Below are 25,029 nucleotides of genomic sequence, written 5' to 3'. Positions count from 1 at the left end.
GGAAAAGAACAAAATGGGTCTGTTGAGTCTTGCAATCTGGACGCCGATCGTCTTTGGTGTTTTGCTGCTGGCGGTGGGGCGCGATGAGCATGCCCGTGCTGTCCGCTGGATCGCCCTGATTGGCGCCGTCATCGGCTTGTTGGTAACGCTGCCTCTGTACGATGGCTTCCAGCTGGGTACCGCGGCGATGCAGTTTGTTGAAAAGTCCGTCTGGATTGAGCGCTTCAATGTGCACTACCACCTGGGCGTGGACGGCATTTCTTTCTGGTTTGTGCCGCTGACAGCGTTCATCACGGTCATTGTGGTGATTGCCTCGTGGGAGTCGATCACCGAGCGCGTTAACCAGTACATGGGCGCCTTTCTGATCCTTTCGGGGTTGATGATCGGTGTGTTCTGCGCCCTCGACGGCCTGCTGTTCTATGTGTTCTTTGAGGCCACCCTGATTCCGATGTACCTCATCATCGGCATCTGGGGTGGGCCCAACAAGATCTATGCGGCGTTCAAGTTCTTCCTGTACACCTTGCTCGGCTCCCTGCTGATGCTGGTGGCGCTCATCTTCCTGTACAACCAGTCGGGCGGCAGTTTCGACATCGCGGCATGGCACCAGTTGCCGCTCAGTTCCACTGCCCAGACCTTGCTTTTCTTTGCTTTTTTTGCGGCGTTTGCCGTCAAGGTGCCGATGTGGCCAGTCCACACTTGGTTGCCGGATGTGCACGTGGAAGCCCCGACAGGTGGCTCCGCTGTGCTGGCGGCCATCATGCTCAAACTGGGGGCCTACGGTTTCCTGCGTTTCTCTTTGCCGATTGCTCCGGATGCGTCGCGTGAGTGGGCGTGGCTCATGATTGCCCTGTCACTGGTGGCCGTGATTTACGTGGGCCTGGTGGCCATCGTCCAGAAGGACATGAAAAAACTGGTGGCTTACTCCTCCGTCGCTCACATGGGTTTTGTGACGCTTGGTTTCTTCATCTTCAACGATCTGGGCGTTTCGGGAGGCTTGGTGCAAATGATCGCGCATGGCTTTGTTTCGGGTGCCATGTTCCTGTCCATTGGTGTGTTGTACGACCGGGTGCACTCGCGCGAAATTTCGGCCTATGGCGGCGTGGTCAACACCATGCCGAATTTCACGGCATTTGCCTTGCTGTTTTGCATGGCCAACCTCGGGCTTCCGGGAACCGCCGGATTTGTCGGTGAGTGGATGGTGATCCTGGGTGCGGTGAAGACCAATTTTTGGGTGGGTGGCGCAACTGCCACGACCTTGATCTTCGGTGCCGCCTACACGCTGTGGATGTTCAAACGCGTCTATCTGGGCCCCGTTGCCAACGACCACGTCAAGGCGCTCACCGACATCAACAGCCGTGAATTCCTCGTGATGTCGCTGCTGGCGATTGCCGTGCTGGGCATGGGTCTTTATCCGCGGCCCTTCACCGACGTGATGGACACCTCCGTGGCGGAGTTACTAAAGCATGTGGCCCTGTCCAAGCTGAACTGACCAGACTGAACTGAGAGATTCGAGATGATTGACAACATCAGCTGGCTTGCCATTTACCCTGAGATCGTGCTGTTGGCCATGGCCTGCGTGATCATGCTGGTGGACCTGGGGGTCCACAGTCCGCGCCGTACCGGCACCTACGTGCTCACCATGCTCACGCTGGGCGTGGTGGCTGTGCTGCAGGGGGTGTATGCCAGCAGCGGAAACACGTTCTACGGTTTTGGCAACATGGTGGTCAGTGATGCCATGGGCAACTGGCTCAAATGCTTTGCTACCGTGGCCGTGATGGTCACTCTGGTTTACGGGCGCCCTTATGCGGCCGACCGCGGCATGTTGCGGGGCGGTGAGTTGTTCACGCTGTCGATGCTGGCGTTGTTGGGCATGTTCATCATGATCTCCGGCAACAATTTTCTGGTGCTCTACCTGGGCCTGGAGCTGCTGACCTTGTCCAGCTACACCCTGGTGGCCTTGCGCCGCGACAACGCAACGGCCACGGAAGCCGCTATGAAGTATTTCGTGCTGGGTGCCATGGCCAGCGGTTTCTTGCTGTATGGCCTGTCGATGTTGTACGGTGCAACGGGTTCGCTGGACATCGGGCAAGTGTTCAAGGCCGTCAATTCTGGCCAGATCCGGCACCAGGTGCTGGTGTTCGGGCTGGTGTTTGTGGTCGCCGGCCTGGCTTTCAAGCTCGGCGTGGTGCCATTTCACATGTGGATTCCTGATGTCTACCAAGGTGCACCTACGGCCGTCACGCTGATGATCGGTGGCGCCCCCAAGCTCGCCGCATTTGCAATCACCATTCGTCTGCTGGTGGATGGCTTGTTGCCGCTGGCGATTGATTGGCAGCAGATGCTGGCAGTGCTGGCCATTGGCTCGCTGCTGGTGGGTAACCTGGCCGCCATTGCACAGACCAATCTCAAGCGCATGCTGGCTTATTCCACCATTTCGCAAATGGGTTTTGTCTTGCTGGGCCTGTTGTCGGGTGTGATCAACGGCAATGTGGATGCCGCTGCGGTGGAAAGCGCCTACAGCTCTGCCATGTTTTATGTGGTGAGCTATGTCCTGACCACCCTGGCCGCGTTTGGCGTGATTTTGCTGCTGGCCCGCGAAGGCTTTGAAAGCGAAGAGATCGCCGATTTGGCAGGTCTCAATCAGCGCAGTCCTTTGTATGCAGGCGTGATGGCTGTTTGCTTGTTCTCCTTGGCCGGCATTCCGCCGCTGGTAGGGTTTTATGCCAAGCTGTCGGTTTTGCAGGCCTTGATGGCATCGGGACAAGGGCTTTATATTGCACTGGCCGTGTTTGCGGTCATCATGTCCCTGATCGGTGCGTTCTACTATCTGCGCGTGGTGAAGGTGATGTATTTTGATGCCCCCCTGACCGCAACCAGTGTGTCAGCGCCCCTGGATGTCCGGGTGGTGTTGACCGTCAATGGCGCGCTGGTGCTGGTGTTGGGTTTGTTGCCCGGTGGCTTGATGGCGCTGTGTGCAGATGCCATCGTGCGAGCCCTGGCCACCTGAACTCCATCCAAATATTTCTGTGTCTCAAACTGGGTCGATCTGGCTCGTCATCGTGGCCGCGTTTATTGCGGCCAATCTTCCCTTCATCAACCATCGGTTGATGGCCATTGGTCCGTTGGCCCAGCCAAAGAAGGCCCTGTTGGTTCGGCTCGTGGAGCTGGTAGTGCTGTACCTGCTGGTGGGGGCCATGGCGCTCCTGCTGGAGCGGCGTGCCGGGCAAATTGCTCCACAGGGTTGGGAGTTCTATGCTGTCACGGGCACCTTGTTCCTTACGCTGGCTTTTCCGGGTTTTGTCTACCGCTATCTGCTGCGTCGCCACGGTTGACGTGGCTTTGCCGAGGTTTCCGTCATGAAGGTGCTTGACCTGCATTGTCGGCAGGGCCATGTATTTGAGGGATGGTTCGCCTCGGAAGACGATTTTCAGGGGCAGTTGCGCGATGCGCTGGTGCAATGCCCCTTGTGCGCCGACGTCCACATCTCCAAAAGACTGAGTGCGCCACGGTTGAACCTGGGTGCACGGCAACCCGCCTCAGAGTCGTCTGCACCGGTTGCGCCGTTGCCTTCAGTCAACAGCACAACGCAAGCGTCGGGTGTGGATCAGCAGGCAGCATGGTTGTCGCTGGCGCGCAAGGTGTTGGCCACTACAGAGGACGTGGGCCCACAGTTTGCTCAGGAAGCTAGGCGCATCCACCATGGCGAGGCAGAGCAGCGGGCCATACGAGGGCGGGCGTCGGCTGAAGAAACCATGCAGTTGCTCGACGAAGGCATTGCAGTGCTGCCACTTCTGTTGCCCGAGGCAGCCAAGGAAACCTTGCAGTAAGCAACGTGCCCGGCTGGACTCGCCGCGCAGGTGACGTGGACTGCGCGGCAGGCGATGCGCAGCAACGGTCATGCTGTGAATTGCAATGCTGCCAGGCGGGCATAGACGCCGCCCTGGGTGAGCAGCACGGCATGGGTTCCCTGTTCGACGATACGTCCGTTTTCCAGCACCACGATCCGGTCTGCGTTCTGCACCGTCGCCAGTCGATGCGCAATGACCAGGGTGGTTCTGCGGCCAGTGTGGCGCTGCATGGCTATCTCCAGTGCGGCCTGCACCATGCGCTCGCTCTCCGCATCCGGTGCACTCGTGGCTTCGTCCAGTAGCAGCAAGGGCGGATTCTTCAGCATTGCGCGTGCAATCGAGATGCGTTGGCGCTGTCCGCCAGATAGGCGAACGCCGCTCTCTCCCAAAAAGGTCAAATACCCTTGGGGCAGTGCTTCAATGAAGTCGTGGGCGAAGGCTGCCCGGGCTGCGGCGATCACATCTTCTTTGGTGGCATCGGGGCGGCCGTAGCGGATATTGTCCAAAGCCGACGCCGAGAAGATCACGGCGTCCTGCGGCACGGTGCCAATATTGGCGCGCAATTCCTTGAGCGCCAGTTGCCGTATGTCCACGCCGTTGACTGCAATGCGGCCGCGCGTTGCTGCGTCGGGACGCTGGTCGATGTCATAGAAGCGCTGGAGCAACTGGAACACCGTGGTCTTTCCTGCTCCACTGGCACCTACCAGGGCAACCGTTTCACCCGGTTCGAGGTGGAGCGTGAAGTCGTGCAGGGCCGAATGATCGGGTCTGGAGGGATAGTGAAAATTCACCCCTTCAAAATCCACCTTCAGGCCCTGGTCGCCCGTTGGCAGCGGCTTGGGGTGCTCCGGTTCTTTCACGGGGGATTCGCCCGCGATCAGCTCCATCAGCCGCTCCGTGGCGCCCGCGGCGCGCAACAGGTCGCCGTAGACCTCTCCCAGCACCGCCACTGCGCCCGCCAGCAAGATGACATACACCACGGTCTGCCCCAGGTGGCCCGCCGTCATTTGGCCCGCCAGAACCGCCTGTGTGCCCCGGTAAAGCCCCCACAGCAGCAAACCGGCGTTGGCACTGATGATGAACGCCACGAGAAACGCGCGCGCTCGCGTGCGGCGCACGGCGGTCTGAAAAGCGCTTTCGGTGGCCTGGGCGAAACGCAGGGATTCCCGCTTCTCTGCCGTATAGCTCTGCACCACTGGAACGGCATTCAGCACCTCGGCGGCAATGGCACTCGAGTCAGCCACGCGGTCCTGGCTGTCGCGCGAGAGGCGCCGCACGCGCCGTCCAATCCACATCGTGGGCACCACCACCAGTACCACTGCAAGCAGCACCACCGCCATGACATAGGGGTTGGTCCACACCAGCATGGCCAGGGCACCGATGCCCATGACCGCATTGCGCAGCCCCATGGAGAACGATGAGCCCACCACCGTCTGTACCAGGGTGGTGTCTGCCGTGAGGCGTGACAAAACCTCGCCGGTCTGCGTGGTTTCAAAAAACTGCGGACTTTGCTGCAGCACATGGCAGTACACGGCGTTGCGCAGGTCGGCAGTAACGCGCTCTCCCAGCCAGCTCACCATATAAAAGCGTGCTGCCGAAAAACCCCCGAGTGCAATGGCGACGGCAAACAGCGCCTGAAAATGCCCGCGCAGTGCCATCGCCTGGCTACCTTGATTGGACGCCATCAGACCAGCATCGATCAGATTGCGTAACGCCAGGGGAAAGGCCAGCGTGGCCGCAGCGGCCAGCACCAGAAAGACAACAGACAAGGCAATGCGGGCGCGGTAGGGCCTGAGAAAAAGAAGCAGACCGGTCAGCGAGTGGGGTGAGCCCTGCGCGGCCTGGGAGTGGTTTTTTGTCATCAGGGCAGTGTAGGCGTCCACTGAAGTGCATGCACCGTCGGCTTGCGCGCATTCCGACTTGCCGGACGCAGTGGCGCAGCGAGAAAGGAATCGTTCTTACGTAGGCATTTATACATAGGCATTTGTCCCAGTATCTGGCCCCTATCGCGGCACTTACGATGCATTGCAACAAAACGCACCCACCGAGACCTTGTGGCAAGGCTCTTTCCTCAGCATCCCCATGGAGCGATCAAGGCGCAATGAGCGACGTCATTCTTGAAACCCAAAGCCTGACCAAAGAGTTCAAAGGCTTCACCGCGGTCAGCAATGTGACCTTGTCGGTGCGCCGCGGCTCTATCCACGCCCTGATCGGGCCCAATGGCGCCGGCAAAACCACTTGCTTCAACTTGCTGACCAAGTTTTTGGAGCCGACCTCGGGGTCGATCCGTTTCAACGGCCAGGACATCACCCGCGAGAAGCCCGCAGAAATCGCACGACGTGGCGTGATCCGCTCGTTCCAGATTTCGGCGGTGTTTCCGCACCTGACGCTGCTGGAAAACGTGCGCATCGGGCTGCAGCGCAAGCTGGGCACGGCGTTTCACTTCTGGCGCAGCGAGCGTAGCCTGCGCCAGCTCGATGCACGGGCCATGGAGCTGCTCACCGAAGTGGGTCTGGAAGACCTGGCTGACGAGCTCACAGTGAATCTGCCCTATGGCCGCAAGCGCGCCCTCGAAATTGCCACCACGCTGGCCATGGAGCCCGAGCTCATGCTGCTCGACGAACCTACACAGGGCATGGGCCACGAGGACGTGGACCGTGTCACGCAGCTCATCAAGAAAGTGTCGGCCGGCCGGACCATCCTGATGGTGGAGCACAACATGAAAGTGGTATCCACCATTGCCGATTGCATCACCGTGCTGCAGCGTGGCGCCGTGCTGGCCGAAGGGCCTTACGCCGAAGTATCGAACAACCCCCAAGTGATGGAAGCCTACATGGGCACGACCGACGGCCAACTGCAGGGAGCCCACTGACATGGCTACCTCTGCCTCCAAAACCCCCGCGCTGGAAATTCGCAACCTGCAAGCCTGGTATGGCGAGTCGCATGTGCTGCACGGCGTGGACATCGTGGTGCAGCCCGGCGAAGTGGTGACCTTGCTCGGGCGCAACGGCGCCGGGCGCACGACCACCATGCGTGCCGTCATGGGCCTCACTGGCGCACGCAAGGGCTCCGTCAAGATCAATGGTGTGGAAACCATCCACATGCCAACGCACCGCATCGCGCACCTGGGCGTGGGTTATTGCCCGGAAGAGCGCGGTATTTTTGCCAGTCTGTCGTGCGAAGAAAACCTGCTGCTCCCACCGGTCCTCAAGACCGACGCGCAGGGCATGTCGATCGATGAAATTTACGCCATGTTCCCCAACCTGGCAGAGCGCCGCAACAGCCAGGGCACGCGCCTGTCGGGTGGCGAGCAGCAGATGCTGGCCGTGGCGCGCATCCTGCGCACCGGCGCCAAGCTGCTGCTGCTCGACGAAATCTCGGAAGGCTTGGCACCCGTCATCGTGCAGGCACTGGCCCGCATGATCATCATGCTGCGTGAGCGTGGCTATACGGTGGTCATGGTCGAGCAGAACTTCCGCTTTGCTGCGCCGCTGGCCGATCGCTTTTATGTGATGGAGCACGGTCGCATCGTCGAGAAATTCGGCGCCAGCGAGCTGGAAGAAAAGATGCCGGTGCTTACTGACCTTCTCGGCGTTTGAGCGGTCAGGCCGCTCAGCCCCGTGTTTTTGCAATCCCCCTCACCACAACAGGAGACATTCATGAAAAACAAACTCAAAGCGCTGGCACTGATGCTGGGCGCCGCAGGCCTGGCCACTTCGGCCGTCCACGCGCAGGACAAAGTCAAGATCGGTTTCATCACCGACATGTCCAGCCTGTATGCCGACGTGGAGGGCAAGAACGGTGCCGTGGCGATTCAGATGGCCATCGACGACTTTGGCGGCAAGGTGCTGGGCATGCCGGTCGAATTGATCAGCGCGGACCACCAGAACAAGGCCGACATCGCCGCCTCCAAGGCGCGCGAATGGATCGACACACAGGGCGTGACCATGCTGTTCGGTGGCACCAACTCGGGCACGGCGCTGGCTGCCGCCAAGGTGGCTGCGGAAAAGAAGCGTGTCTATGTCAACAGTGGCGCCGGCTCATCGGCCCTGACCAATGAGCAATGCACCCCCTACACCGTGCACTACGCCTACGACACCGTGGCGCTGGCCCGCGGCACCGGCTCGGCCATTGTGGATGCGGGCGGCAAGAGCTGGTTTTTCCTGACAGCTGACTATGCCTTTGGTCAGGCACTCGAAGCGGACACCTCTGCCGCCGTCAAGGCCAAGGGCGGAACGGTTGCGGGCTCTGTCCGTCACCCGCTCAATGCATCAGATTTTTCGTCGTTCCTGTTGCAGGCACAAAACTCCAAGGCACAAATTCTCGGTCTGGCCAATGCGGGTGGCGACACCATCAACGCCATCAAGGCCGCCAAGGAGTTCGGCATTGACAAGACCATGAAGATGGCGGGCCTGCTGCTGTTCATTACCGACATCCACAGCCTGGGTCTCAAGAACACCGAAGGCCTGCAATTCACCAGCAGCTGGTATTGGGACCTGAACGACGAGACCCGCAAGTTCGGCAAGCGTTTCTTCGACAAGACCAAGCGCATGCCCACTTCGATTCAGGCGGCTGATTACTCGGCCACCATGAATTACCTCAAGGCCGTTCAGGCAGCCAAGAGTGTGGACGCCGACAAGGTCATGGCCGCGTGGCGCGCCATGCCGATGAATGACTTCTACGCCTCCGGCACGCTGCGCCCGGATGGCCGCTATGTGCACGACATGTACCTGCTGCAAGTGAAGAAGCCCTCGGAGTCGACCAAGCCTTGGGATTACTTCAAGGTCGTCAAAAAGATTCCGGGCGACCAGATCTTCACGACCAAGGCCGAGAGCAAGTGCGCTCTGTGGAAATAAGCTCCTGACCTGACCCTCACCCTCTGCCGCCTGCCATGGAAATTTTTGGTGTCTCATTGCCGGGCCTTTTGAGCCAGCTCCTGTTGGGGCTGGTCAATGGCTCGTTTTACGCAATCCTCAGCCTCGGGCTGGCCGTGATCTTCGGCCTGCTCAACGTCATCAACTTTGCGCACGGTGCGCTGTTCATGATGGGGGCCGTGATTACCTGGATGGCCATGAACTACTTTGGCATCAACTACTGGTTGATGCTGGTGCTGGCGCCGCTGGTGGTGGGGGTGTTCGGGGTTTTGATCGAGAGGCTGCTGCTGCGCTGGATCTACAAGCTGGACCATCTGTATGGCCTGCTGCTGACACTGGGCCTGACGCTGCTGATCGAGGGGATCTTTCGCTCGATCTATGGCGTTTCGGGCCTGGGTTATGACACGCCCGAGCTGCTCGAAGGGGCCACCAACCTGGGCTTCATGATCATGCCCAACTACCGTGCCTGGGTGGTGGTGGCTTCCATCACGGTGTGCATTGCCACCTGGTACGTGATCGAGAAGACCAAGCTGGGCGCCTACCTGCGTGCGGGCACCGAGAACCCGCGCCTGGTGGAGGCGTTTGGCGTCAACGTGCCGCTGATGATCACGCTGACCTATGCGTTTGGTGCCGGTCTGGCGGCCTTTGCCGGTGTGCTGGCCGCGCCGGTGTACCAGGTGTCCCCGCTGATGGGTCAGAACCTCATCATCGTCGTGTTTGCCGTGGTGGTGATCGGTGGCATGGGTTCCATCATGGGTTCCATCCTGACCGGGCTGGGCCTGGGCATCGTCGAAGGATTCACCAAGGTGTTCTATCCCGAAGCATCCTCGACCGTGGTGTTCGTCATCATGGTCATCGTTCTCCTGATTCGCCCCGCCGGCCTGTTCGGCAAAGAAAAATAAGGGGCTGCTCACATGAATTCCAAGAACCTTACTGCTTTTGGCTACGGCCTGTTGTTCATTGGCCTGCTGGTGGCGCCGTTGCTGGGTGCCTACCCGGTATTCGTGATGAAGCTGATGTGCTTCGCGCTGTTCGCTGCGGCCTTCAACCTGCTGCTGGGCTACACCGGCATGTTGTCTTTCGGCCATGCTGCCTTTTTGGGGGGCTCGGCCTACGTGGCGGGCCAGTCCATGAAGGTGTGGGGCTTTACGCCCGAAATAGGCCTGCTGCTGGGCACGGCCAGCGGCGCCTTGCTGGGTCTGGTGGTGGGTTTCTTTGCCATCCGCCGCACCGGCATCTACTCCACGATGATCACGCTGGCCCTGGCACAGATGCTGTTTTTCATCTGCCTGCAGATGCCCTTTACTGGCGGTGAAGACGGGCTGCAAGGCGTACCCCGCGGCAAGCTGTTTGGCGTTTTGGATCTGCAGAACGACATGGCCATGTACTACGTGGTGTTTATCGTGGTGGTGGCGGCGTTTTTGCTGATCGTGCGCACCGTGCACTCGCCCTATGGCCAGGTGCTCAAGGCCATCAAGGAAAACGAGCCGCGTGCCATTTCGCTGGGCTACGACACCAATCGCTTCAAGCTGCTGGCTTTCGTGCTGTCGGCTGCGCTGTCGGGGCTGGCCGGCTCGCTTAAAACCTTGGTGCTGGGGTTTGCCACACTCAGCGATGTGCACTGGTCGGCATCGGGCCACGTCGTGCTGATGACGCTGGTGGGCGGCCTGGGCACCTTGTCGGGCCCGCTGGTGGGTTCGGCCGTGGTGGTGTTGCTGGAGAACAAGCTGGGCGAGATTGGCGGTTTTCTGGCCACGCTGACCAGCGTGGAGTGGTTCAACACTCTGGGTGAGTCGGTGACCATGGTGACAGGCCTGATTTTTGTGGTCTGCGTGCTGGCATTCCGCCGCGGCATCATGGGTGAAATCATTGCCTGGCTGGCCCGCCGCAAGGCCGGCAGCAAGGGCTGAGTTTCACGTTTTCTTGCGCGCTTTGTAAAGGCCGCTGCGTCACAGGCGCAGCGGCTTTTTGTATCCCGTCATTTCCAGATAGCCCCGGCCAACTGTTTCGCCCGCGCCATTGCGCAACTCGGACAGGCCTTCCCAGTAAATCGCCCCGGTAGAGCTGCTGCTGTCGAGCTCCTGGTCGTCCAGCAGCGCATGCACACCAAACTGGCCAGCGGAGGTTGTCACCTGCCACTGCACCGGATAGCGGGCGCCGCTCAAGGGGCTGCTCCAGTGGCGTTGTGCGGCAAACACCACGGTGTTGTCGGCAAATACCTGGGTCTGCTGGCGCGCCGGGCGGAACGAGCCACCCGTCCACAGCGTTGAGCCATCGGCGCGCCGCAAGCGAAACGCCGTGAGCGCGCCGCCATCGTGGAGGTTCATGCCAATCCAGTCCCAGCCTACGGCCTCGGGGTGCATCAGCGCGTCGCTCCATTCATGGTCCAGCCAGGCGCGGTTGGCCGTGCTGCCGCTTGCGGTGCTGCCGCTTTCGATGGCCATGCGCCGTCCATTCAGCACAATGCTGCCGCTCACCGCCAGTTGCGGCTGGCTGTAGTAGTAGCTCGCCTGGCTGGTTTCGGGGCCTTTGCGGGACAGGCCCTGGCGGCCCTGCAGCAGCGGTGGCTGGGCGGTATCGCATTGCAGGTCGAGCCCGAAGCCATCGCCCTCGACCCGCGCGGCGTATCGGCTGCCCGTAGTGGCCGGGCCTGGACCGGCGCTGCTGTCGGGTGCGGCACGCCGGGTGCTGGTGGGCAGCGCGGTCCTGGTGAGCGACCAGTCGCGCAGCCGGACGGCCGTGTCGGCCTCGCTGGCCTGCACCACGCCAAAGCCGGCGCGGGCAATGCGCTGGTCGTGGTGCAGGCGCTGGCCTTTGACGTCGGTCAGGGCCGCGTGGGCGAACAGCAACTGCTTGGCCGCAAAGGCCGACCGCAGGCCTTGCGTGGCGTCCACGCGCGAACGAAAGAACGTCACCTGAAACCCCCACAGGCGGCCCGCGGCCTGCGCATGGCCCGTGAGGTACCACCATTCGGTGTGCAGATCGGGGTGGCTGCCATGGTCGCGCGGAAAGTCGAGCGCCCGCGCGGGCAGCGCCTGCGCCAGCGTCGCCCCCGCTCCCAGCGTCAGCGCCAGCCATTGGCGGCGGGTGCAGAGGGCCAGGCCGCAGGCCGCACCGTGGGGGGCGAAAGAGGGTGGCTGCGCAGTCATGGCGCCGATTGTGTCCCAATGGCTGCGTCGCCGACGGACCGGGCCGAGGGGCTGAGGGGGCCTCCGGGCTGCCGCTACCAGTCTTCCTTCACCGCCAGTACCGCATCCTGCCCCGCTGCCGCCCGGCCCGCCAGCCAGGCGGTGAGGGTGCCCGAGGCCACCACGGCGGCGCACAGTGCCAGCAGGCGGGCGGCGGGCACGCGCAGCTCCATGGTCCAGTGAAAGCTCTGCGGATTGACCACATGCACCAGCACCCAGGCCACGGCCAGGCCCAGCAGCACGCCCACCGCCGCGCCCACGCCGGTCCATGCCGCGCCTTCGCCGGCCACCACGGCCAGGATCTGCCGGCGGGTCAGGCCCAGGTGCGCCAGCAGGCCGAACTCTTTGCGCCGCGCCAGCACCTGCGCGCTGAAGCTGGCTGCCACGCCAAACAGGCCGATGCCAATGGCCACGGCCTGCAGCCAGTAGGTGACGGCAAAACTGCGGTCGAAGATGCGCAATGAGCGCTCGCGGATGGCGCCGGACGACACAAACTCCAGCCCGGCTGCGCCCGCACCTGTTGCTGTGTCGGTTGCCGCACCGGGCTCGGCCAGCGCACGAATCGCCTGCTGCAGCTGCGCCAGATCGGTGCCATCGCGTGGCCACAGCGCCAGGTCGCTGGCGCGTGTGTCGCCCGTCAGGCGCAGGTAGTCGGCGCGGTCCATGGCCACGGCGCCTGACTGGCGCACATAGTCGCGCCATACGCCCGCTATAAAAAATATAGCTGGTTGCGCTTGTCCTTCCTGGGCTATCGGGCTGAAAGACCTTGAAAGCGCAGGCCAGTCCATGCCGGGCTGCAGGCCATACAGGTCCACCACCGCTTCGCTGATGTAGATGCCCATGCGGCCTGCGGGCACCGGCAGCGCCGCGCCCACCAGGGGCAACGAACGGGCCGGGTCGCTGGCCAGCGGGCGGCTCAGCAGCGTGAGTGCGGGGCGCGTGGCATCCAGCTGCAGCGGGCTGGCGCGCAGGGGCTGCACGCGGGCCACACCGGGCAGCTGCGCCACGGCCAGGTCGAACCCGGGCGGCAACAAGGCCGCCTCGCCCCCCGCCGCGCTCAGGGCCGAGCGCACATACAGCGGGGACGGCAGCACCACATCAAGCCATTCGGTGACCGAGCCGCGAAAGCTGGCCACCATCACCGTCAGCGCCACGGCCAGGCTCAGGCTGGCCACCACGCCGCCCACGGCGATGGCAGCCGTGCCGCGCATGCGGCGCGCGCGCTCCAGCGGCAGCACCAGCAGCAGGCGGCCGACTACCAGCGGGCGCAGGCGCTGCAGCAGCCAGGCCATGCCCCAGGGCAGCAGCGCAATGCCGCCCACCAGCAGTAAGCCAATCGCGAAGTAGGCGGCCAAAGGAATGTCGAATAGGGGAGGGGCGCTTGCCAGTAAAACGCCGCAAGCTATCAAAACAATACCAGTGGTAGCGCCCGTCTCGGCACTGGTTGCGGCGCCCAGTCCCTTGAGTGTTTGCGCTGGCGGCAGATGGCGGGCCGACTGGGCGGGCCACCACCCGCCCACAAGCGCGGCGGCAACACCCAGCGCGCCATAGAGCAGCGCTGCCGGGCCGCTCCATTGCAGCGCTGGTTGCACACCGGCAAAGTAGCCACCACCCAGGTCGCCACCGAGCAGTTGCAATGCGGTGGCCGCCAGCGCCGTGCCCAGCGCAATGCCGGCGGCACTGCCGACCAGCCCCAGCACGGCCGACTCGACCAGCACCAGCGCCAGGCGCTGGCGCGGCGTGGCGCCCAGCACGGCCAGCAGCGCAAACTGGGGCGCGCGCTGCGCCACGCTGAGGGCCAGCACCGAAAACACCAGAAATGCCCCCGTGAACAGCGCCACCAGCGCCAGCACCGTGAGGTTGACGCGGTAGGCGCGCGACAGGTTGCCGATGCGCTGCACGGCATCGCCAGGCTCGGCCAGCATGGCGTTGGCGGGCCAGCCGGGCAGTGACTGCAGCGCCTGCCGGAATGCGGCGCGGTCGGTGCCCGGTTGCAGTTGCAGATCGATGCGGGTCAGGCGCCCCGCCTGGCCCCACAGGTCTTGCGCAGCGCCGATGTCCATCACGGCCAGCGGCGCGCCGCCCGCGGCCACGGTGCCGGCCACGCGCACCCGGTGCGATGTGGATGTTGAAGTCGAAGTCGGCAGGCCGGTGTGCAGCCGCAGCGTGGCCGCGCCACGGCCATCCGTCGCCAGGCCCAGCGCCTGCAAGGCCGCCGCGTTGAGAAACACCGTGGCCGGCGCCAGCATGGCCAGTCGCTCGCTGGATGCAAAGGCGCGCGGCATGAGCGCGGGCGCCACGGCCGGCAGCAGCAGCGCATCCGCGCCCACCACCCGCAGCACCACGCGGGCGGGTGCGGGCGTGGGTGCGGTGCCCGGCGGCGTGGCCTCCGATGGGTCCACCTGGGCCAGCGTGGAAAGCTCCAGCCACGGGCTGGCGCGCAGCACCTGGGGGTGGTTGGCCAGTGGCCCGTACAGCGCTTCGGGCAGCGGGCCCTGCATGGCGCGCAGCTCCAGATCGGGCTGGCCGTTGACCGCGCGCACGGCCTGCGAAAACTCGTCCAGGGCCGAGCTGTTGATCACCTGCACGGCAAACGCCAGCGCAACGCCCAGCATCACGGCGGCCACCGCCGCGGCGCTGCGCCAGGGGTGGTGGCGCAGCTCCTGCCAGGAGAAGGTGCGAAGCAGAGCAAGCATGGCCCGATTGTGGGGGCGCGGCGCCAGGCGAGGTAAGGCGGTTGATGCAGATCAAACGCAGCCGGTGCGGCCCTTGAAATCGGGCCAAGCCGGTCGTATTTTTGGAACGGGGCCAGCGCTTCCTTGCCGGCCCGGTTGTCCAACCCTCACGTTCAGGAGCTTCACCATGAATTCTCTGGTTACCCGTGGCAGTTTGTTTGATGACTTCTTCAAGGACATCGCCCCCGGTTTTTATGTGCGCCCACTGCATGGCGAAGGCGTTCCATCGCCCGCGCAGATCAAGGTGGACGTGAAGGAAACCGATGGCGGCTACACCGTGCATGCCGAGGTGCCGGGCGTGCCCAAGGAAGACATCCAGGTCTCGATCGAAGGCAATGTGGTCAGCCTGCGCGCCGAGGTGCGCCAGCATGACCAAAAGACCGAGGGCGAGAAGGTGCTGCGCTCCGAGCGCTATTTCGGCTCGGTGGCGCGCAGCTTCCAGTTGCCCGTCGATGTGGACGCCGCCCAGGCCAAGGCCAAATACGACAACGGCGTGCTCACGCTCACGCTGCCCAAGAAGCAGGGCGGCAGCGCGCAGCGGCTCAGCATTGAATAGCTGACTGTGGCTGGCCCGGCCGCGTGCTCAGCCGGCGATGCCCTCGGCCGTGAGCCGCAACCGCCGGTCGGCGCGCGCGGCGGCGGCGTCGGAGTGCGTGACCAGCACCAGCGAGGCGCCGTGCTCGCGCGTTTGCGCGAGCAGCAGGTCCATCACGCGCGCGGCCGTGCCGGGGTCGAGGTTGCCGGTGGGCTCGTCGGCCAGCAGCAGGGCGGGGCGGTGCACCAGGGCGCGGGCAATGGCCACGCGCTGCAGCTGGCCGCCGCTCAGTTGCTGCGGCAGGCGCTCGCCCAGGTCGGCCAGGCCCACGGCCGCCAGCATCTGCTGCACCCGATCGGGCTCGGTGCGGCCCAGCAGCATCAGTGGCAAGGCCACGTTTTGCGCCACGTCCAGGTGGGGCAACACATGGAAGGCCTGGAACACAAACCCCACATGGGCGCGCCGCCACAGGGCGCGCTGGGTTTCGTCGAGCGGCGCCAGATCGGTGTCGCCGTGCACGATGCGCCCGGCATCCCACCGGTCCAGCCCCGCCAGGCAGTTGAGCAGGGTGGATTTGCCCACGCCCGAGTCGCCCACGATGGCCACGAATTCGCCCGGCTGCACCGTGAACTGCACGTTGGCAAACACCGGCGTGCCGCCGTAGTGCTTGGCCAGCGCCTCGACGCGCAGCGGGCCGCTCATGGCGCGGTGCCCTCCAGGCGCTGCAGCACCGCCTGCACCAGGCGCGCGGTGGCATCGGGCGGGTCGCAGGCAATAGCGTGGCGCTGGGGCATGCTGCGCAGCCAGGTGATCTGGCGCTTGGCAAGCTGGCGCGTGGCGGCCATGCCGCGCTCGCGCAGGCCGGCCAGGTCGAGCGGCGCCCCGGGGCCTGCCGCTGCCTGGGCATCGAGTGCTTCCCAGGCTTGGCGGTAGCCCACGCAGCGCATCGAGGGCAGGTCGGGGTGCAGGTCGCCGCGCGCGCGCAACTGGCGCACTTCGTCCACAAAGCCTTGCGCCAGCATGGCGTCAAAGCGTAGGGCGATGCGCTCGTGCAGCCAGGCGCGGTCGTCAGGTTCCAAGGAAAAAAGGGTGGTGGCGCTTATGGGATCTACGTTAGTAGCTCTCTTTTTTGACGTGTGAAAGTGCGAGATGGGCTGGCCGGAGACATGCCACACCTCCAGCGCGCGCTGGATGCGCTGGCTGTCGGCGGGCGCCAGGCGGGCGGCGGTGGCGGGGTCCACGCGGGCCAGCTCGGCGTGCATCGCGGGCCAGCCGATCTGCGCGGCCTGGGCTTCCAGACGCTCGCGCACGGCGGGGTCGGCGGGGGGCATGTCGTCGATGCCGTCGAACAGAGCCTTGAAATACAGCATGGTGCCGCCCACCAGCAGCGGCAGGGCGCCGCGCGCGCGGATCTCGCCAATGAGCCGCTCGGCATCCTGCACGAACTCGGCGGCGCTGTAGGCCTGCAGCGGGTCGCGGATGTCGATCAGGTGGTGCGGCACGGCGGCCAGCTCGGCGCGCGTGGGCTTGGCCGTGCCAATGTCCATGCCCCGGTACACCAGGGCCGAATCCACGCTGATGATCTCGACCGGCAGGCGCGGCGCCAGCACGGCGGCCAATGCCAGGGCGCCGGCTGTCTTGCCCGAGGCCGTGGGCCCCGCGATGGCGATGGTGGGCAGGGGGGTGTTCATGCCTTGGCGGGCCCGCCGAATTTTTGCACCAGCGTCCAGGCGGTGAGGGCGAGGCACAGGCTCCAGAACCACACGCCCAGGGCGAGTGGCAGCACCGTGCCGTCCATGCGCTGGCCCAGCCATTGGCCCATGCCAAACGCCACCAGCATCATGACAAAGCCGTTCAGCGCGGCGGCGGTTCCGGCCGCCTGGGGGAACGGGCCCACGGCACCGCTCTGGCCGCAGGGCATGTGGATGCCGTGCGCCATCTGGAACAGCAGAAAGGGCAGGGCATAGGCCCAGCCGCTTTGCACGCCGGCGAGTGCCGCCACGCCCATCAGCGTGCCGCCCGTGGCACTCAGCAGGCCGGCCAGCGCCATGCTGCGGCGCAGGCCCCAGCGCACCAGCAGCCGCCGGCACAAAAAGGTGCCGGTGATGTACATCGCCGCATTGCACGACAGCAGCAAGCCATAGGCCGTGGGGCTCCAGCCCAGCACCTGGATGAAAGTGAACGACGAGGCCGCCAGGTAGGTGAACAGGCCCGCATAGGTGAAGGTGGTGATGGCCGAAAAAGCCAGAAATGTGGGGTGGCGCAGGATCTGCGCCCAGGTGCGCAGCAGGTGCGCGGGGCGCAGCGCCAGCGGGTTGGGGCGGGCCAGGGTTTCTTCAAAGCGCAGCAAAATCAGCAGCAGCGCCACACCGCCAAAGCAGCCCAGCGCCGCCATGGTGGCGCGCCAGCCCAGGTGGCCCGCCAGCAGGCCGCCCAGCGGTGGGCTCAGGCAGGCAATGATGCCCAGGCCCGTGAGGGCGCGCGACATGGCATGCGCTCCTTCCGCCGGGGCATACAGGTCGCGCACCACGGCGCGCGCGCCCATCACGCCGGCGCCCATGGCGGCGCCCTGCACGGCGCGCCAGAAGATCAGCGCTTCCATCGATTGCGCCAGGGCACAGCCCAGCGCCGCCAGCACATAGGCCACCAGCCCCGCCAGCAGGATGGGGCGGCGCCCCCAGCGGTCCGACAGCGGCCCCCACACCAGTTGCGAGCAGCCAAACGCCAGCAGCAACGCCGTGAGCGTGAGCTGCGATTGCGCCATGCTGGCCTGCAGTTGCGCCTTGAGGGTAGGCAGCGCGGGCAGATACAGATCGGTGGTGACCGGCTGCAGGCCCAGCAGCAGCGCCAGCAGCGCAATGACCAGCCAGGCCGGCATGGCCGCAGCGCCCGTGCGTGCCGGGGCAGTGGAAGCGTCAGACATGCGCGGGAGGGTATCAGATGCCAGGGCGGGCCAGAGCCTTGCCAGGCCCCGGCGCACACCGCCGGATGGCGTGCTCAGGACAGGCGCGACGCCGACTGGAAGGGTGTGGACGTGTCGATGGACAACTCCCCCGCGTCCGATGTGTTTACGCCAGCAGCCAGCCGCACCCGCAGCGCCAGGTCGGTGCGCGAATCGGCATTGTGCAGGGCCTCTTCCAGCGAAATCCGTCCATCCGTGTAGAGCGCATACAGCGCCTGGTCGAAGGTGCACATGCCGATTTCGGTGCTGCGCCCCATGGTCTCCTTGATGCCCGAGAACTCGCCCTTGGCAATCAGGTCGGAGATGTAGGGCGAGTTGAGCATCACCTCGACCGCGGGCACCAGCTTTTCGTGCAGCCCCGGAATGAGCCGCTGCGACACCACGCCCGCCAGGTTCAGGCTCAGGTCGATGAGCAGCTGGTGGTGGGCGTCTTCGGGGAAGAAGTTGATGACGCGTTCCATCGCCTGGTTGGCATTGTTGGCGTGCAGCGTGGACAGGCACAGGTGGCCGGTTTCCGCATAGGCAATGGCCTGCTTCATGGTGTTGCGGTCGCGGATCTCGCCGATCATGATCACGTCGGGCGCCTCGCGCAGCGCATTCTTGAGCGCCTCTTCGTACGACAGGGTGTCGATGCCGACTTCGCGCTGGTCCACCACCGAACGCTTGTGGGCATGCAGAAACTCCAGCGGGTCTTCGATGGTGAGAATGTGCCCCGTCACGTTTTCATTGCGGTAGTTGATCATCGAGGCCAGTGTGGTGGACTTGCCCGAACCGGTGGCCCCGGTCACCAGCACCAGCCCGCGCTTGCGCAGCACGAGTTTTTCAAGGATCGGCGGCAGGCCCAGCGCGGCCAGCGGCGGAATCTTGTTCTTGATGTAGCGAATCACCATGCCGGTTTCGCCACGCTGCACAAACACATTCACCCGAAAGCGCCCCAGGTTTTCGGCCGAGATGGAGAGGTTCATCTCCATCCTGGCCTCGAACTCGCTGATCTGCTTTTCGTTCATGACCGAATAGGCCAGCTGCTTGACCTGCCCGGGGTGCAGCGCAGGCATTTTCAGCGGATGCGTGACGCCCTCAATCTTGAGGTTGACGGGCGCACCCACGCTGAAGAACAGGTCGGAACCGCCCTTTTCGACCATGGCGTTCAGAAAGCTGAATATTTCCACTGTGAATCCCGTGACTTGTGGCAATTTGTATCGAATGGGAGCATAGCCTGCCATCACCCCCGAGCAATAAAAAAGGGGCCGAAGCCCCTTGGGTTGGGTGCGCGAATGCGCGTGGGTGGCTTACACCACGCCCTGTGCCAGCATGGCGTCGGCCACCTTCACAAAGCCGGCGATGTTGGCGCCGTCGATGTAGCTGACCGTGCCGTCGGCGCGCTGCCCGTATTTCAGGCAGGCGGCATGGATGCCTTGCATGATCTGCAGCAGGCGGGCGTCCACTTCTTCGGCGGGCCAGCACAGGCGGGCCGCGTTCTGGCTCATTTCCAGGCCCGAGGTGGCCACGCCACCGGCATTCGATGCCTTGCCGGGTGCGTACAGCACGCCAGCGGCTTCAAACGCCTTGGCCGCTTCGATGGTGGAAGGCATGTTGGCGCCTTCGGCCACGCACAGCACGCCGTTCTTGATCAGGGTGGCGGCATCTGCGGCGTTGAGCTCGTTTTGCGTGGCGCAGGGCAGGGCCACGTCCGCGGGGATATGCCATGGCGTCTTGCCGGCCTTGAACTCTGCGCCCACCAGCTGGGCGTAGTCGTTGACACGGCCGTATTTGTGGTTCTTCACTTCCATCAGGATGGCCAGCTTTTCGGGCGTGAAACCGTCCTTGTCGTACACCGTGCCACTGGAGTCGGACACCGACACCACCTTGGCACCCAGGGACATGGCCTTTTCCACGGCGTATTGCGCCACGTTGCCCGAACCGGACACCGACACCGTCTTGCCATCAAACGACTGGCCGCGGGTCTTGAGCATCTCTTGCGCAAAGTACACCGTGCCGTAGCCGGTGGCCTCAGGGCGGATCAGCGAGCCGCCAAACGACAGGCCCTTGCCCGTGAACACGCAGTCGGCGCGGTTGCTGAGCTTCTTGTACATGCCGGCCATGTAGCCCACCTCGCGGCCACCCACGCCAATGTCACCGGCTGGCACATCGGTGTCGGCGCCCACATGGCGGAACAGCTCCGACACAAAGGCCTGGCAAAAGCGCATGACTTCGCCGGGGCTCTTGCCCTTGGGGTCGAAATCGGAGCCGCCCTTGCCGCCGCCCATGGGCAGCGTGGTCAGCGCGTTCTTGAAGGTCTGTTCGAACCCCAGGAACTTGAGCACCGACAGGTTCACCGAGGGGTGAAAGCGCAGGCCGCCCTTGTAGGGGCCAATGGCCATGCTGTGCTGGATGCGGTAGCCGCGGTTGACTTGCACGGCGCCATGGTCGTCCACCCACGACACGCGGAACATCACCACGCGCTCGGGCTCCACCAGCCGCTCCAGCAGGCCGTGCTCGGCGTAGCGGGGGTGCTTTTCGATGAAGGGCCACAGGCTTTCCATGACTTCGGTGACAGCCTGCAGAAACTCAGGTTGGCCAGGGTTGCGCTGTGCGACCTGCGCGAGGAAGCTGTCGACGGACTCGTACTTCATGGAAAAGAGACTTTCTGTGCAAAAAAACGAAGAATGCGGCGTTGCGGCCCCGAATTATGTCAAAAAGACATGTGCTCATGCATAACTGCGCACGATGGTGGGGCATTGTTCATGCGAAATGCCAGTTTTTGGTGCGTGTTGGTGATCTGTTTTGGTGCGCGTGCATGTTGCGCGATGGCGCCCACCAACGTGGTCAAAGACGCCCACGCCGCCGGCCTGATGGTGCACCCCTACACCTTCCGCAGCGAGGCCAAGCGCCTGGCATCGGACTTCAAGGGCGACCCCAAGGCCGAATACAAGCTGTTCTACAACCTGGGTGTGGATGGAGTGTTCAGCGATTTCCCGGACAACGCCAAGGCCGCGCGCGACAACTGAGCTGTTTTCGGTGGAAGATCAAGAGAAAGGCCCGCATTGCGGGCCTTTCTCTTTGTGTCGTGGCCGACTATCGTCCGCGCAGGAACAGCGCGTCCAGCTCTTTCATCGAGAGCTGGCGCCAGGTGGGGCGGCCGTGGTTGCACTGGTCTGAGCGATCGGTGGTTTCCATCTGCCGCAGCAGGGCGTTCATCTCGTCGATGGTGAGCTTGCGGTTGGCGCGCACCGCGCCGTGGCAGGCCATGGTGCCCAAAATCTCATTGCGCGCGCGCTGCACCACGGTGCTGGCGTCGTGGGCGGCCAGCTCGGCCAGCACGCTGCGGGCCAGTTCCACGGCGTCGCCAAAACCTGACGCTGTGGCCAGTGTGGTGGGCACGGCGCGCACCGCCAGGGTCTTGGGCGAGAAGGGCACCACTTCCAGGCCCAGCGTGGCCAGCACCTCGGCGGATTCTTCGGCGGTGGCCACTTCTTCGGGCGTGGCGGCAAACGTGGCGGGTATCAGCAGCGGCTGGCTGGCAATGCGCGCGCCGCTGTCCACCTGGGCCTTGAGGCGCTCGTAGACGATGCGCTCGTGGGCGGCATGCATGTCCACGATCACCAGCCCCTGCGCGTTTTCGGCCAGGATGTACACGCCATGCAGCTGGGCCACCGCGCGGCCCAGGGGCCAAGCGGTTTCGTTGCCATCGCGGCCCAGGGGCCAAGCGGTTGCATTGCCATCGCGGCCCAAGGGCCAGGTGGCCTCGGTGTGGCTGCCTGTCGCCTGGGTTGCTGCGGCGCTCGCCGGGGTGCCGTCTGGGCCGCCAGTGTTTGCAGGCGGGGCGGTGGATGCCGCTGCGTGCATCCACGCCGCTGCGGGCGCATGGGGTGCCCACTGGGGCTCTGTCGGCGGCGTTGCAGGCATTGCCGTGTGGCCCCACAGTGCCTGAAGGTCCGCCACATGGTGGCCGCGCTCTTCAAATTTGATAGCTGCTTGCGCTTTCCACATCTGCGCTAGAGGCTGTTTTGGCTTGAAATCTTCTGTGCCTAACTCGGTCTGCGCAGGGGTGGCAGCGGCGGCGGCCAGTGCGGCGGCGCGCGGTGCCGCCAGTGCGTTTTCGACCGCGTGGCGCACGGCCTGGTGCACCTCGCGGCTGTCGCGAAAGCGCACTTCGATCTTGGTGGGGTGCACGTTCACGTCCACGCGCGCCGGGTCGATCTCGACATACAGCGCATACACGGGCTGCTTGTGGCCGTGCAGCACGTCTTCGTAGGCGCTGCGCGCCGCGTGCGTGAGCACCTTGTCGCGCACGAAGCGGCCGTTGACATAGCAGTATTGCTGGTCGGCGCGCGAGCGGGCGGCGTCGGGCAGGCCCGCACGGCCGGTCACGGTGACGGGCCCGGCGCGGTGCTGCACGGCCACGGATTGCGCCACAAAATCTTCGCCCAGCACATCGGCCAGGCGGCGCGCCAGGGCGTCCTGCATGTTGGCATCGCCGGGCACAAAGGTGGCGCGCCATTGCTCGACCAGCTTGCCCTCGTGCCAGATGGCAAAGCCCACATCGGGCCGCGCCAGCGCATGGCGGCGCACCGATTCAATGCAGTGGGCCAGCTCGGTGGCGTCGGTCTTCAAGAACTTGCGGCGCGCCGGGGTGGAAAAAAACAGCTCTTTCACCTCCACCGTGGTGCCGGTGCCGCGCGCCGCCGGGCGCAGCTCGCCGCTGCGGGCATCCAGCAGGAAGGCGCCAGTCTGGTGCGCGGGGCGTGACAGCAGCGCCATTTCCGACACCGAGCCGATGGCCGCCAGCGCCTCGCCCCGAAAACCCATGGTGGCCACGGTTTCCAGGTCGTTCAGGCTGGTGATCTTGCTGGTGGCGTGGCGGCGCAGGGCGATGGGCAGCTCATCGTGCGGAATGCCGCAGCCGTCGTCTTCCACGGCGATCAGCCGCACGCCGCCGGCCAGCAGGCGCACGGTGATCTGTGTGGCGCCGGAGTCGAGCGCGTTGTCCACCAGTTCGCGCACCACGGAGGCGGGGCGTTCCACCACTTCGCCGGCGGCGATCTGGCTGATGAGCTCGTCGGGCAGGTCGCGGATGGGGCGGCGGGGCGGTGGGGAGGTCAAGGCGTCGTTCACCGCGCGATTTTAGGGCGGGGGCGAGAAGGGGCATCGCGCGGGCCGACGCGGGCCGGTGGGGATAATGCACGCTGCCTTTGTCTTGCCGGAACCCCCCCATGGAATTAGTGACCTTTCTGATCGACTTCATCCTGCATGTCGACAAATACCTCGAAGCCTTTGTCGCCAGCTATGGGGCCTGGGTGTATGCCTTGTTGTTTTTGATTGTGTTTGTGGAAACCGGCGTGGTGGTCATGCCGTTTTTGCCGGGCGACTCGCTGCTGTTCATTGTGGGCGCGCTGTGCGGGGCCGGGATGATGAGTTTTCCGCTGGCCTGCGCCGTGCTGATTGCGGCGGCGATCCTGGGCGACCAGTGCAACTATTCGATCGGCCGGCATTTCGGCCCCAAGGTGTTCCAGTGGGAAGACTCGCGCTGGTTCAACCGCCGTGCGTTCAACCAGGCCCATGATTTTTACGAGCGCTATGGCGGCATCACCGTCGTGATTGCGCGCTTCATGCCGTTCATTCGCACCTTTGCGCCGTTCGTGGCCGGTGTGGCGCAGATGGGGCGGGGCAAGTTCACTGCCTTCAATGTGGGCGGGGCCTTGCTGTGGGTGCTGGGGCTCTGCTCCACCGGGTATTTCTTTGGCAACTTTGCCTGGGTGAAGGAAAACCTGGGCCAGATCATTTTGGCGCTGGTCTTGATTCCCGGCCTGATCGCGGCGTTTGGCGCCTGGCGCGCCAGCCGCAAGGCCAACGCGGCCTGAACAGTAAAAAAAAGCGTGCCTGGCGCGGAGTGATTCCGCGCCAGGCACGCTTTTTTCTTTTCAAGCCGATGGCTTAACGGCGGGGCTGGCTTTGATCGCGGTCTTTGCCGATTTCATTGCCGATAAGGGCGCCGGCTGCGGCGCCCCCCACGGTGCCCAGCGTGCCGCCGAGCACGGCATTGCCGGCAACCCCGCCCACCACGGCGCCCACGCCGGTCCCGATCTGGGCATTGGAAGGATTGGAGGCGCAGCCGCCCAGGGCCAGGGTGGCGGCGCAAATGACAGAGGCGATAACGGTAAGACGGATGTTCATGGTAGGAGTCCTTTGGCTGGATGGTGTGTGGCACGACCGGGACTGGCAACGCAGTCAGGGCCGCCACGGGGCACAGGTCCACTATCGCGCGCTATCGCATGGGGCGCTGTAGGAAGCACCGGCCAGCCGGCGTAGGACAGAAGGCAGAGAGGCGAGCAGGGCGCGCCCGGCCCAGGGCCCCGTGGGGCGCGTTGGCGCTCAGAGGCTGAGCGTTTTTCGGCCGTGCCCGAAAGGCGCGTCAAAACGCGCCGGGTCTAGGCGCAAAACACAGCCATAGCTCGGGCTATGGCGAGTATTTGCAACGACGAGCCGGTGTGTTTTGGCGTGCAAGGCGGGCATGGATGAAAGACTCTCAGCCTCTCAGCCCGGCGCCAGGCAGATGGTGACCAGCAGCGAGGCGTCTTCCACGGCCGTCAGCGCGTGCAATGCCCGTGGCTGCAGGTGCACCAGGTCGCCCGCACGCAGCAGGTGCGTGGCCCCGCCGGCCTTGAATTCCACCGTGCCTTCAATGCACTGCACGGTCACTTCACCGGGGGTCTGGTGCTCGCGCATGCGCTTGCCGGCGGGCAGCACCACGCGCATGACTTCCAGCTGGCCCGCCTTGAGGAGGGCGCTGGTGGTGGCCTGTGCCAGGCGGTCGCCAAGGGGCAGCACACTGACGACCTGACCAGAAGGGGTGTGGGTAAGTGCCATGGGGTCTCCTGTGCAGCCTG

General features: G+C 64.5%; 22 protein-coding genes and 1 pseudogene. 12 read left to right on the top strand and 11 right to left on the bottom strand.

Translation table 11 applies throughout. From position 1 onward, the window contains the following. The first annotated feature begins 13 nt into the window (after positions 1-13). Genes J8G26_RS06385 through J8G26_RS06370 form a run of 4 tightly spaced genes read left to right on the top strand, consistent with a single transcriptional unit; the run spans position 14 to position 3,827 of the window. On the top strand, positions 14-1,489 hold the full coding sequence (locus J8G26_RS06385) for an NADH-quinone oxidoreductase subunit M (protein WP_210568324.1): 1,476 nt from the start codon (positions 14-16) through the stop codon (positions 1,487-1,489). 24 nt (positions 1,490-1,513) lie between these two features. Further along, positions 1,514-3,007, top strand: coding sequence for an NADH-quinone oxidoreductase subunit NuoN (gene nuoN / locus J8G26_RS06380; RefSeq protein WP_210568323.1), 1,494 nt, complete (start codon positions 1,514-1,516; stop codon positions 3,005-3,007). A 19-nt stretch (positions 3,008-3,026) separates the two neighbouring features. Beyond that, complete coding sequence (locus J8G26_RS06375; RefSeq protein ID WP_087744497.1) at positions 3,027-3,332, top strand: DUF2818 family protein; 306 nt, start codon at positions 3,027-3,029, stop codon at positions 3,330-3,332. Positions 3,333-3,356: 24 nt separating this feature from the next. Beyond that, entirely contained in the window at positions 3,357-3,827 is a 471-nt protein-coding gene (locus J8G26_RS06370; RefSeq protein ID WP_087744499.1) for a DUF1178 family protein, read from the top strand. A gap of 68 nt (positions 3,828-3,895) precedes the next feature. Here the strand turns inward: J8G26_RS06370 and J8G26_RS06365 are convergent, their stop codons facing one another. Further along, positions 3,896-5,710, bottom strand: coding sequence for an ABC transporter transmembrane domain-containing protein (locus J8G26_RS06365; RefSeq protein WP_210568322.1), 1,815 nt, complete (start codon positions 5,708-5,710; stop codon positions 3,896-3,898). Between the two features lie 239 nt (positions 5,711-5,949). On the opposite strand from J8G26_RS06365, the gene J8G26_RS06360 reads away from it, so the two are divergent. Genes J8G26_RS06360 through J8G26_RS06340 form a run of 5 tightly spaced genes read left to right on the top strand, consistent with a single transcriptional unit; the run spans position 5,950 to position 10,632 of the window. Beyond that, the gene (locus tag J8G26_RS06360; RefSeq protein WP_086912966.1) at positions 5,950-6,720 is read left to right on the top strand and encodes an ABC transporter ATP-binding protein; all 771 of its coding nucleotides are present in this window, start codon (positions 5,950-5,952) and stop codon (positions 6,718-6,720) included. Position 6,721: 1 nt separating this feature from the next. Next, positions 6,722-7,447 (top strand): ABC transporter ATP-binding protein, encoded by a 726-nt coding sequence (locus tag J8G26_RS06355; protein ID WP_210568321.1) that lies wholly within the window; start codon positions 6,722-6,724, stop codon positions 7,445-7,447. A 60-nt stretch (positions 7,448-7,507) separates the two neighbouring features. After that, positions 7,508-8,704, top strand: a complete 1,197-nt coding sequence (locus tag J8G26_RS06350) for an ABC transporter substrate-binding protein (RefSeq protein ID WP_210568320.1) — start codon at positions 7,508-7,510, stop codon at positions 8,702-8,704. Between the two features lie 35 nt (positions 8,705-8,739). Continuing rightward, on the top strand, positions 8,740-9,624 hold the full coding sequence (locus J8G26_RS06345) for a branched-chain amino acid ABC transporter permease (RefSeq protein WP_087744507.1): 885 nt from the start codon (positions 8,740-8,742) through the stop codon (positions 9,622-9,624). Between the two features lie 12 nt (positions 9,625-9,636). Next, the gene (locus tag J8G26_RS06340; protein ID WP_087744509.1) at positions 9,637-10,632 is read left to right on the top strand and encodes a branched-chain amino acid ABC transporter permease; all 996 of its coding nucleotides are present in this window, start codon (positions 9,637-9,639) and stop codon (positions 10,630-10,632) included. A gap of 39 nt (positions 10,633-10,671) precedes the next feature. Here J8G26_RS06340 and J8G26_RS06335 read toward each other — a convergent pair whose 3' ends face one another. After that, positions 10,672-11,871, bottom strand: a complete 1,200-nt coding sequence (locus J8G26_RS06335; RefSeq protein WP_210568319.1) for a carotenoid 1,2-hydratase — start codon at positions 11,869-11,871, stop codon at positions 10,672-10,674. 74 nt (positions 11,872-11,945) lie between these two features. After that, positions 11,946-14,606 (bottom strand): ABC transporter permease, encoded by a 2,661-nt coding sequence (locus J8G26_RS06330; protein WP_210568318.1) that lies wholly within the window; start codon positions 14,604-14,606, stop codon positions 11,946-11,948. Between the two features lie 166 nt (positions 14,607-14,772). Here J8G26_RS06330 and J8G26_RS06325 point away from each other — a divergent pair, with 166 nt between their 5' ends. Continuing rightward, complete coding sequence (locus tag J8G26_RS06325) at positions 14,773-15,201, top strand: Hsp20/alpha crystallin family protein (protein WP_087744515.1); 429 nt, start codon at positions 14,773-14,775, stop codon at positions 15,199-15,201. A gap of 27 nt (positions 15,202-15,228) precedes the next feature. Here J8G26_RS06325 and J8G26_RS06320 read toward each other — a convergent pair whose 3' ends face one another. The 5 genes from J8G26_RS06320 to gdhA all read right to left on the bottom strand — a co-directional run bounded on the left by J8G26_RS06320 (position 15,229) and on the right by gdhA (position 20,775). Next, entirely contained in the window at positions 15,229-15,882 is a 654-nt protein-coding gene (locus J8G26_RS06320) for an ABC transporter ATP-binding protein (RefSeq protein ID WP_210568317.1), read from the bottom strand. Then, complete coding sequence (gene miaA, locus J8G26_RS06315; RefSeq protein ID WP_210568316.1) at positions 15,879-16,871, bottom strand: tRNA (adenosine(37)-N6)-dimethylallyltransferase MiaA; 993 nt, start codon at positions 16,869-16,871, stop codon at positions 15,879-15,881. The genes J8G26_RS06320 and miaA overlap by 4 nt, the downstream gene beginning before the upstream one ends. Further along, positions 16,868-18,103, bottom strand: coding sequence for a multidrug effflux MFS transporter (locus J8G26_RS06310; RefSeq protein ID WP_246881265.1), 1,236 nt, complete (start codon positions 18,101-18,103; stop codon positions 16,868-16,870). The genes miaA and J8G26_RS06310 overlap by 4 nt, the downstream gene beginning before the upstream one ends. 74 nt (positions 18,104-18,177) lie before the next feature. Then, complete coding sequence (locus J8G26_RS06305) at positions 18,178-19,311, bottom strand: PilT/PilU family type 4a pilus ATPase (RefSeq protein ID WP_143218432.1); 1,134 nt, start codon at positions 19,309-19,311, stop codon at positions 18,178-18,180. A gap of 120 nt (positions 19,312-19,431) precedes the next feature. Continuing rightward, a complete protein-coding gene (gene gdhA / locus J8G26_RS06300; protein ID WP_210568315.1) occupies positions 19,432-20,775 on the bottom strand; it encodes an NADP-specific glutamate dehydrogenase in 1,344 nt (447 codons plus the stop codon). A gap of 183 nt (positions 20,776-20,958) precedes the next feature. Between gdhA and J8G26_RS06295 the strand changes: the two are divergent. Then, positions 20,959-21,150, top strand: a pseudogene (locus J8G26_RS06295) (glycerophosphodiester phosphodiesterase family protein); the annotation flags it as partial. Positions 21,151-21,217: 67 nt separating this feature from the next. Here the strand turns inward: J8G26_RS06295 and mutL are convergent. After that, complete coding sequence (mutL, locus tag J8G26_RS06290) at positions 21,218-23,257, bottom strand: DNA mismatch repair endonuclease MutL (protein WP_210568314.1); 2,040 nt, start codon at positions 23,255-23,257, stop codon at positions 21,218-21,220. Positions 23,258-23,355: 98 nt separating this feature from the next. Here mutL and J8G26_RS06285 point away from each other — a divergent pair, with 98 nt between their 5' ends. Then, positions 23,356-24,003, top strand: coding sequence for a DedA family protein (locus J8G26_RS06285; protein WP_210568313.1), 648 nt, complete (start codon positions 23,356-23,358; stop codon positions 24,001-24,003). A 73-nt stretch (positions 24,004-24,076) separates the two neighbouring features. Here the strand turns inward: J8G26_RS06285 and J8G26_RS06280 are convergent, their stop codons facing one another. Both J8G26_RS06280 and J8G26_RS06275 read right to left on the bottom strand, forming a co-directional pair. Continuing rightward, positions 24,077-24,316, bottom strand: a complete 240-nt coding sequence (locus J8G26_RS06280) for a glycine zipper 2TM domain-containing protein (protein ID WP_087744530.1) — start codon at positions 24,314-24,316, stop codon at positions 24,077-24,079. Between the two features lie 360 nt (positions 24,317-24,676). Further along, positions 24,677-25,009 (bottom strand): cupin domain-containing protein, encoded by a 333-nt coding sequence (locus J8G26_RS06275; RefSeq protein WP_210568312.1) that lies wholly within the window; start codon positions 25,007-25,009, stop codon positions 24,677-24,679. Positions 25,010-25,029 lie beyond the last annotated feature (20 nt).

The organism is Acidovorax sp. JG5 (assembly GCF_017939685.1).
In the GTDB taxonomy this organism is placed as follows: Bacteria; Pseudomonadota; Gammaproteobacteria; order Burkholderiales; family Burkholderiaceae_C; genus Acidovorax.
Note: the sequence above shows the minus strand (reverse complement) of the source record. Positions and strands in the feature narration are given on the sequence as shown.

Excerpts from the sequence above, each read along its gene's own strand:
- J8G26_RS06355 (WP_210568321.1), top strand. The coding sequence starts at position 6,722 with ATGGCTACCTCTGCCTCCAAAACCCCCGCGCTGGAAATTCGCAACCTG.
- J8G26_RS06325 (WP_087744515.1), top strand. The coding sequence starts at position 14,773 with ATGAATTCTCTGGTTACCCGTGGCAGTTTGTTTGATGACTTCTTCAAG.
- miaA (WP_210568316.1), bottom strand. The coding sequence starts at position 16,871 with ATGAACACCCCCCTGCCCACCATCGCCATCGCGGGGCCCACGGCCTCG.
- J8G26_RS06350 (WP_210568320.1), top strand. The coding sequence starts at position 7,508 with ATGAAAAACAAACTCAAAGCGCTGGCACTGATGCTGGGCGCCGCAGGC.
- J8G26_RS06320 (WP_210568317.1), bottom strand. The coding sequence starts at position 15,882 with ATGAGCGGCCCGCTGCGCGTCGAGGCGCTGGCCAAGCACTACGGCGGC.
- J8G26_RS06280 (WP_087744530.1), bottom strand. The coding sequence starts at position 24,316 with ATGAACATCCGTCTTACCGTTATCGCCTCTGTCATTTGCGCCGCCACC.
- J8G26_RS06385 (WP_210568324.1), top strand. The coding sequence starts at position 14 with ATGGGTCTGTTGAGTCTTGCAATCTGGACGCCGATCGTCTTTGGTGTT.
- J8G26_RS06370 (WP_087744499.1), top strand. The coding sequence starts at position 3,357 with ATGAAGGTGCTTGACCTGCATTGTCGGCAGGGCCATGTATTTGAGGGA.
- J8G26_RS06345 (WP_087744507.1), top strand. The coding sequence starts at position 8,740 with ATGGAAATTTTTGGTGTCTCATTGCCGGGCCTTTTGAGCCAGCTCCTG.
- J8G26_RS06340 (WP_087744509.1), top strand. The coding sequence starts at position 9,637 with ATGAATTCCAAGAACCTTACTGCTTTTGGCTACGGCCTGTTGTTCATT.
- J8G26_RS06330 (WP_210568318.1), bottom strand. The coding sequence starts at position 14,606 with ATGCTTGCTCTGCTTCGCACCTTCTCCTGGCAGGAGCTGCGCCACCAC.
- gdhA (WP_210568315.1), bottom strand. The coding sequence starts at position 20,775 with ATGAAGTACGAGTCCGTCGACAGCTTCCTCGCGCAGGTCGCACAGCGC.
- J8G26_RS06360 (WP_086912966.1), top strand. The coding sequence starts at position 5,950 with ATGAGCGACGTCATTCTTGAAACCCAAAGCCTGACCAAAGAGTTCAAA.
- J8G26_RS06285 (WP_210568313.1), top strand. The coding sequence starts at position 23,356 with ATGGAATTAGTGACCTTTCTGATCGACTTCATCCTGCATGTCGACAAA.
- nuoN (WP_210568323.1), top strand. The coding sequence starts at position 1,514 with ATGATTGACAACATCAGCTGGCTTGCCATTTACCCTGAGATCGTGCTG.
- J8G26_RS06310 (WP_246881265.1), bottom strand. The coding sequence starts at position 18,103 with ATGTCTGACGCTTCCACTGCCCCGGCACGCACGGGCGCTGCGGCCATG.
- J8G26_RS06275 (WP_210568312.1), bottom strand. The coding sequence starts at position 25,009 with ATGGCACTTACCCACACCCCTTCTGGTCAGGTCGTCAGTGTGCTGCCC.
- J8G26_RS06365 (WP_210568322.1), bottom strand. The coding sequence starts at position 5,710 with ATGACAAAAAACCACTCCCAGGCCGCGCAGGGCTCACCCCACTCGCTG.
- J8G26_RS06335 (WP_210568319.1), bottom strand. The coding sequence starts at position 11,871 with ATGACTGCGCAGCCACCCTCTTTCGCCCCCCACGGTGCGGCCTGCGGC.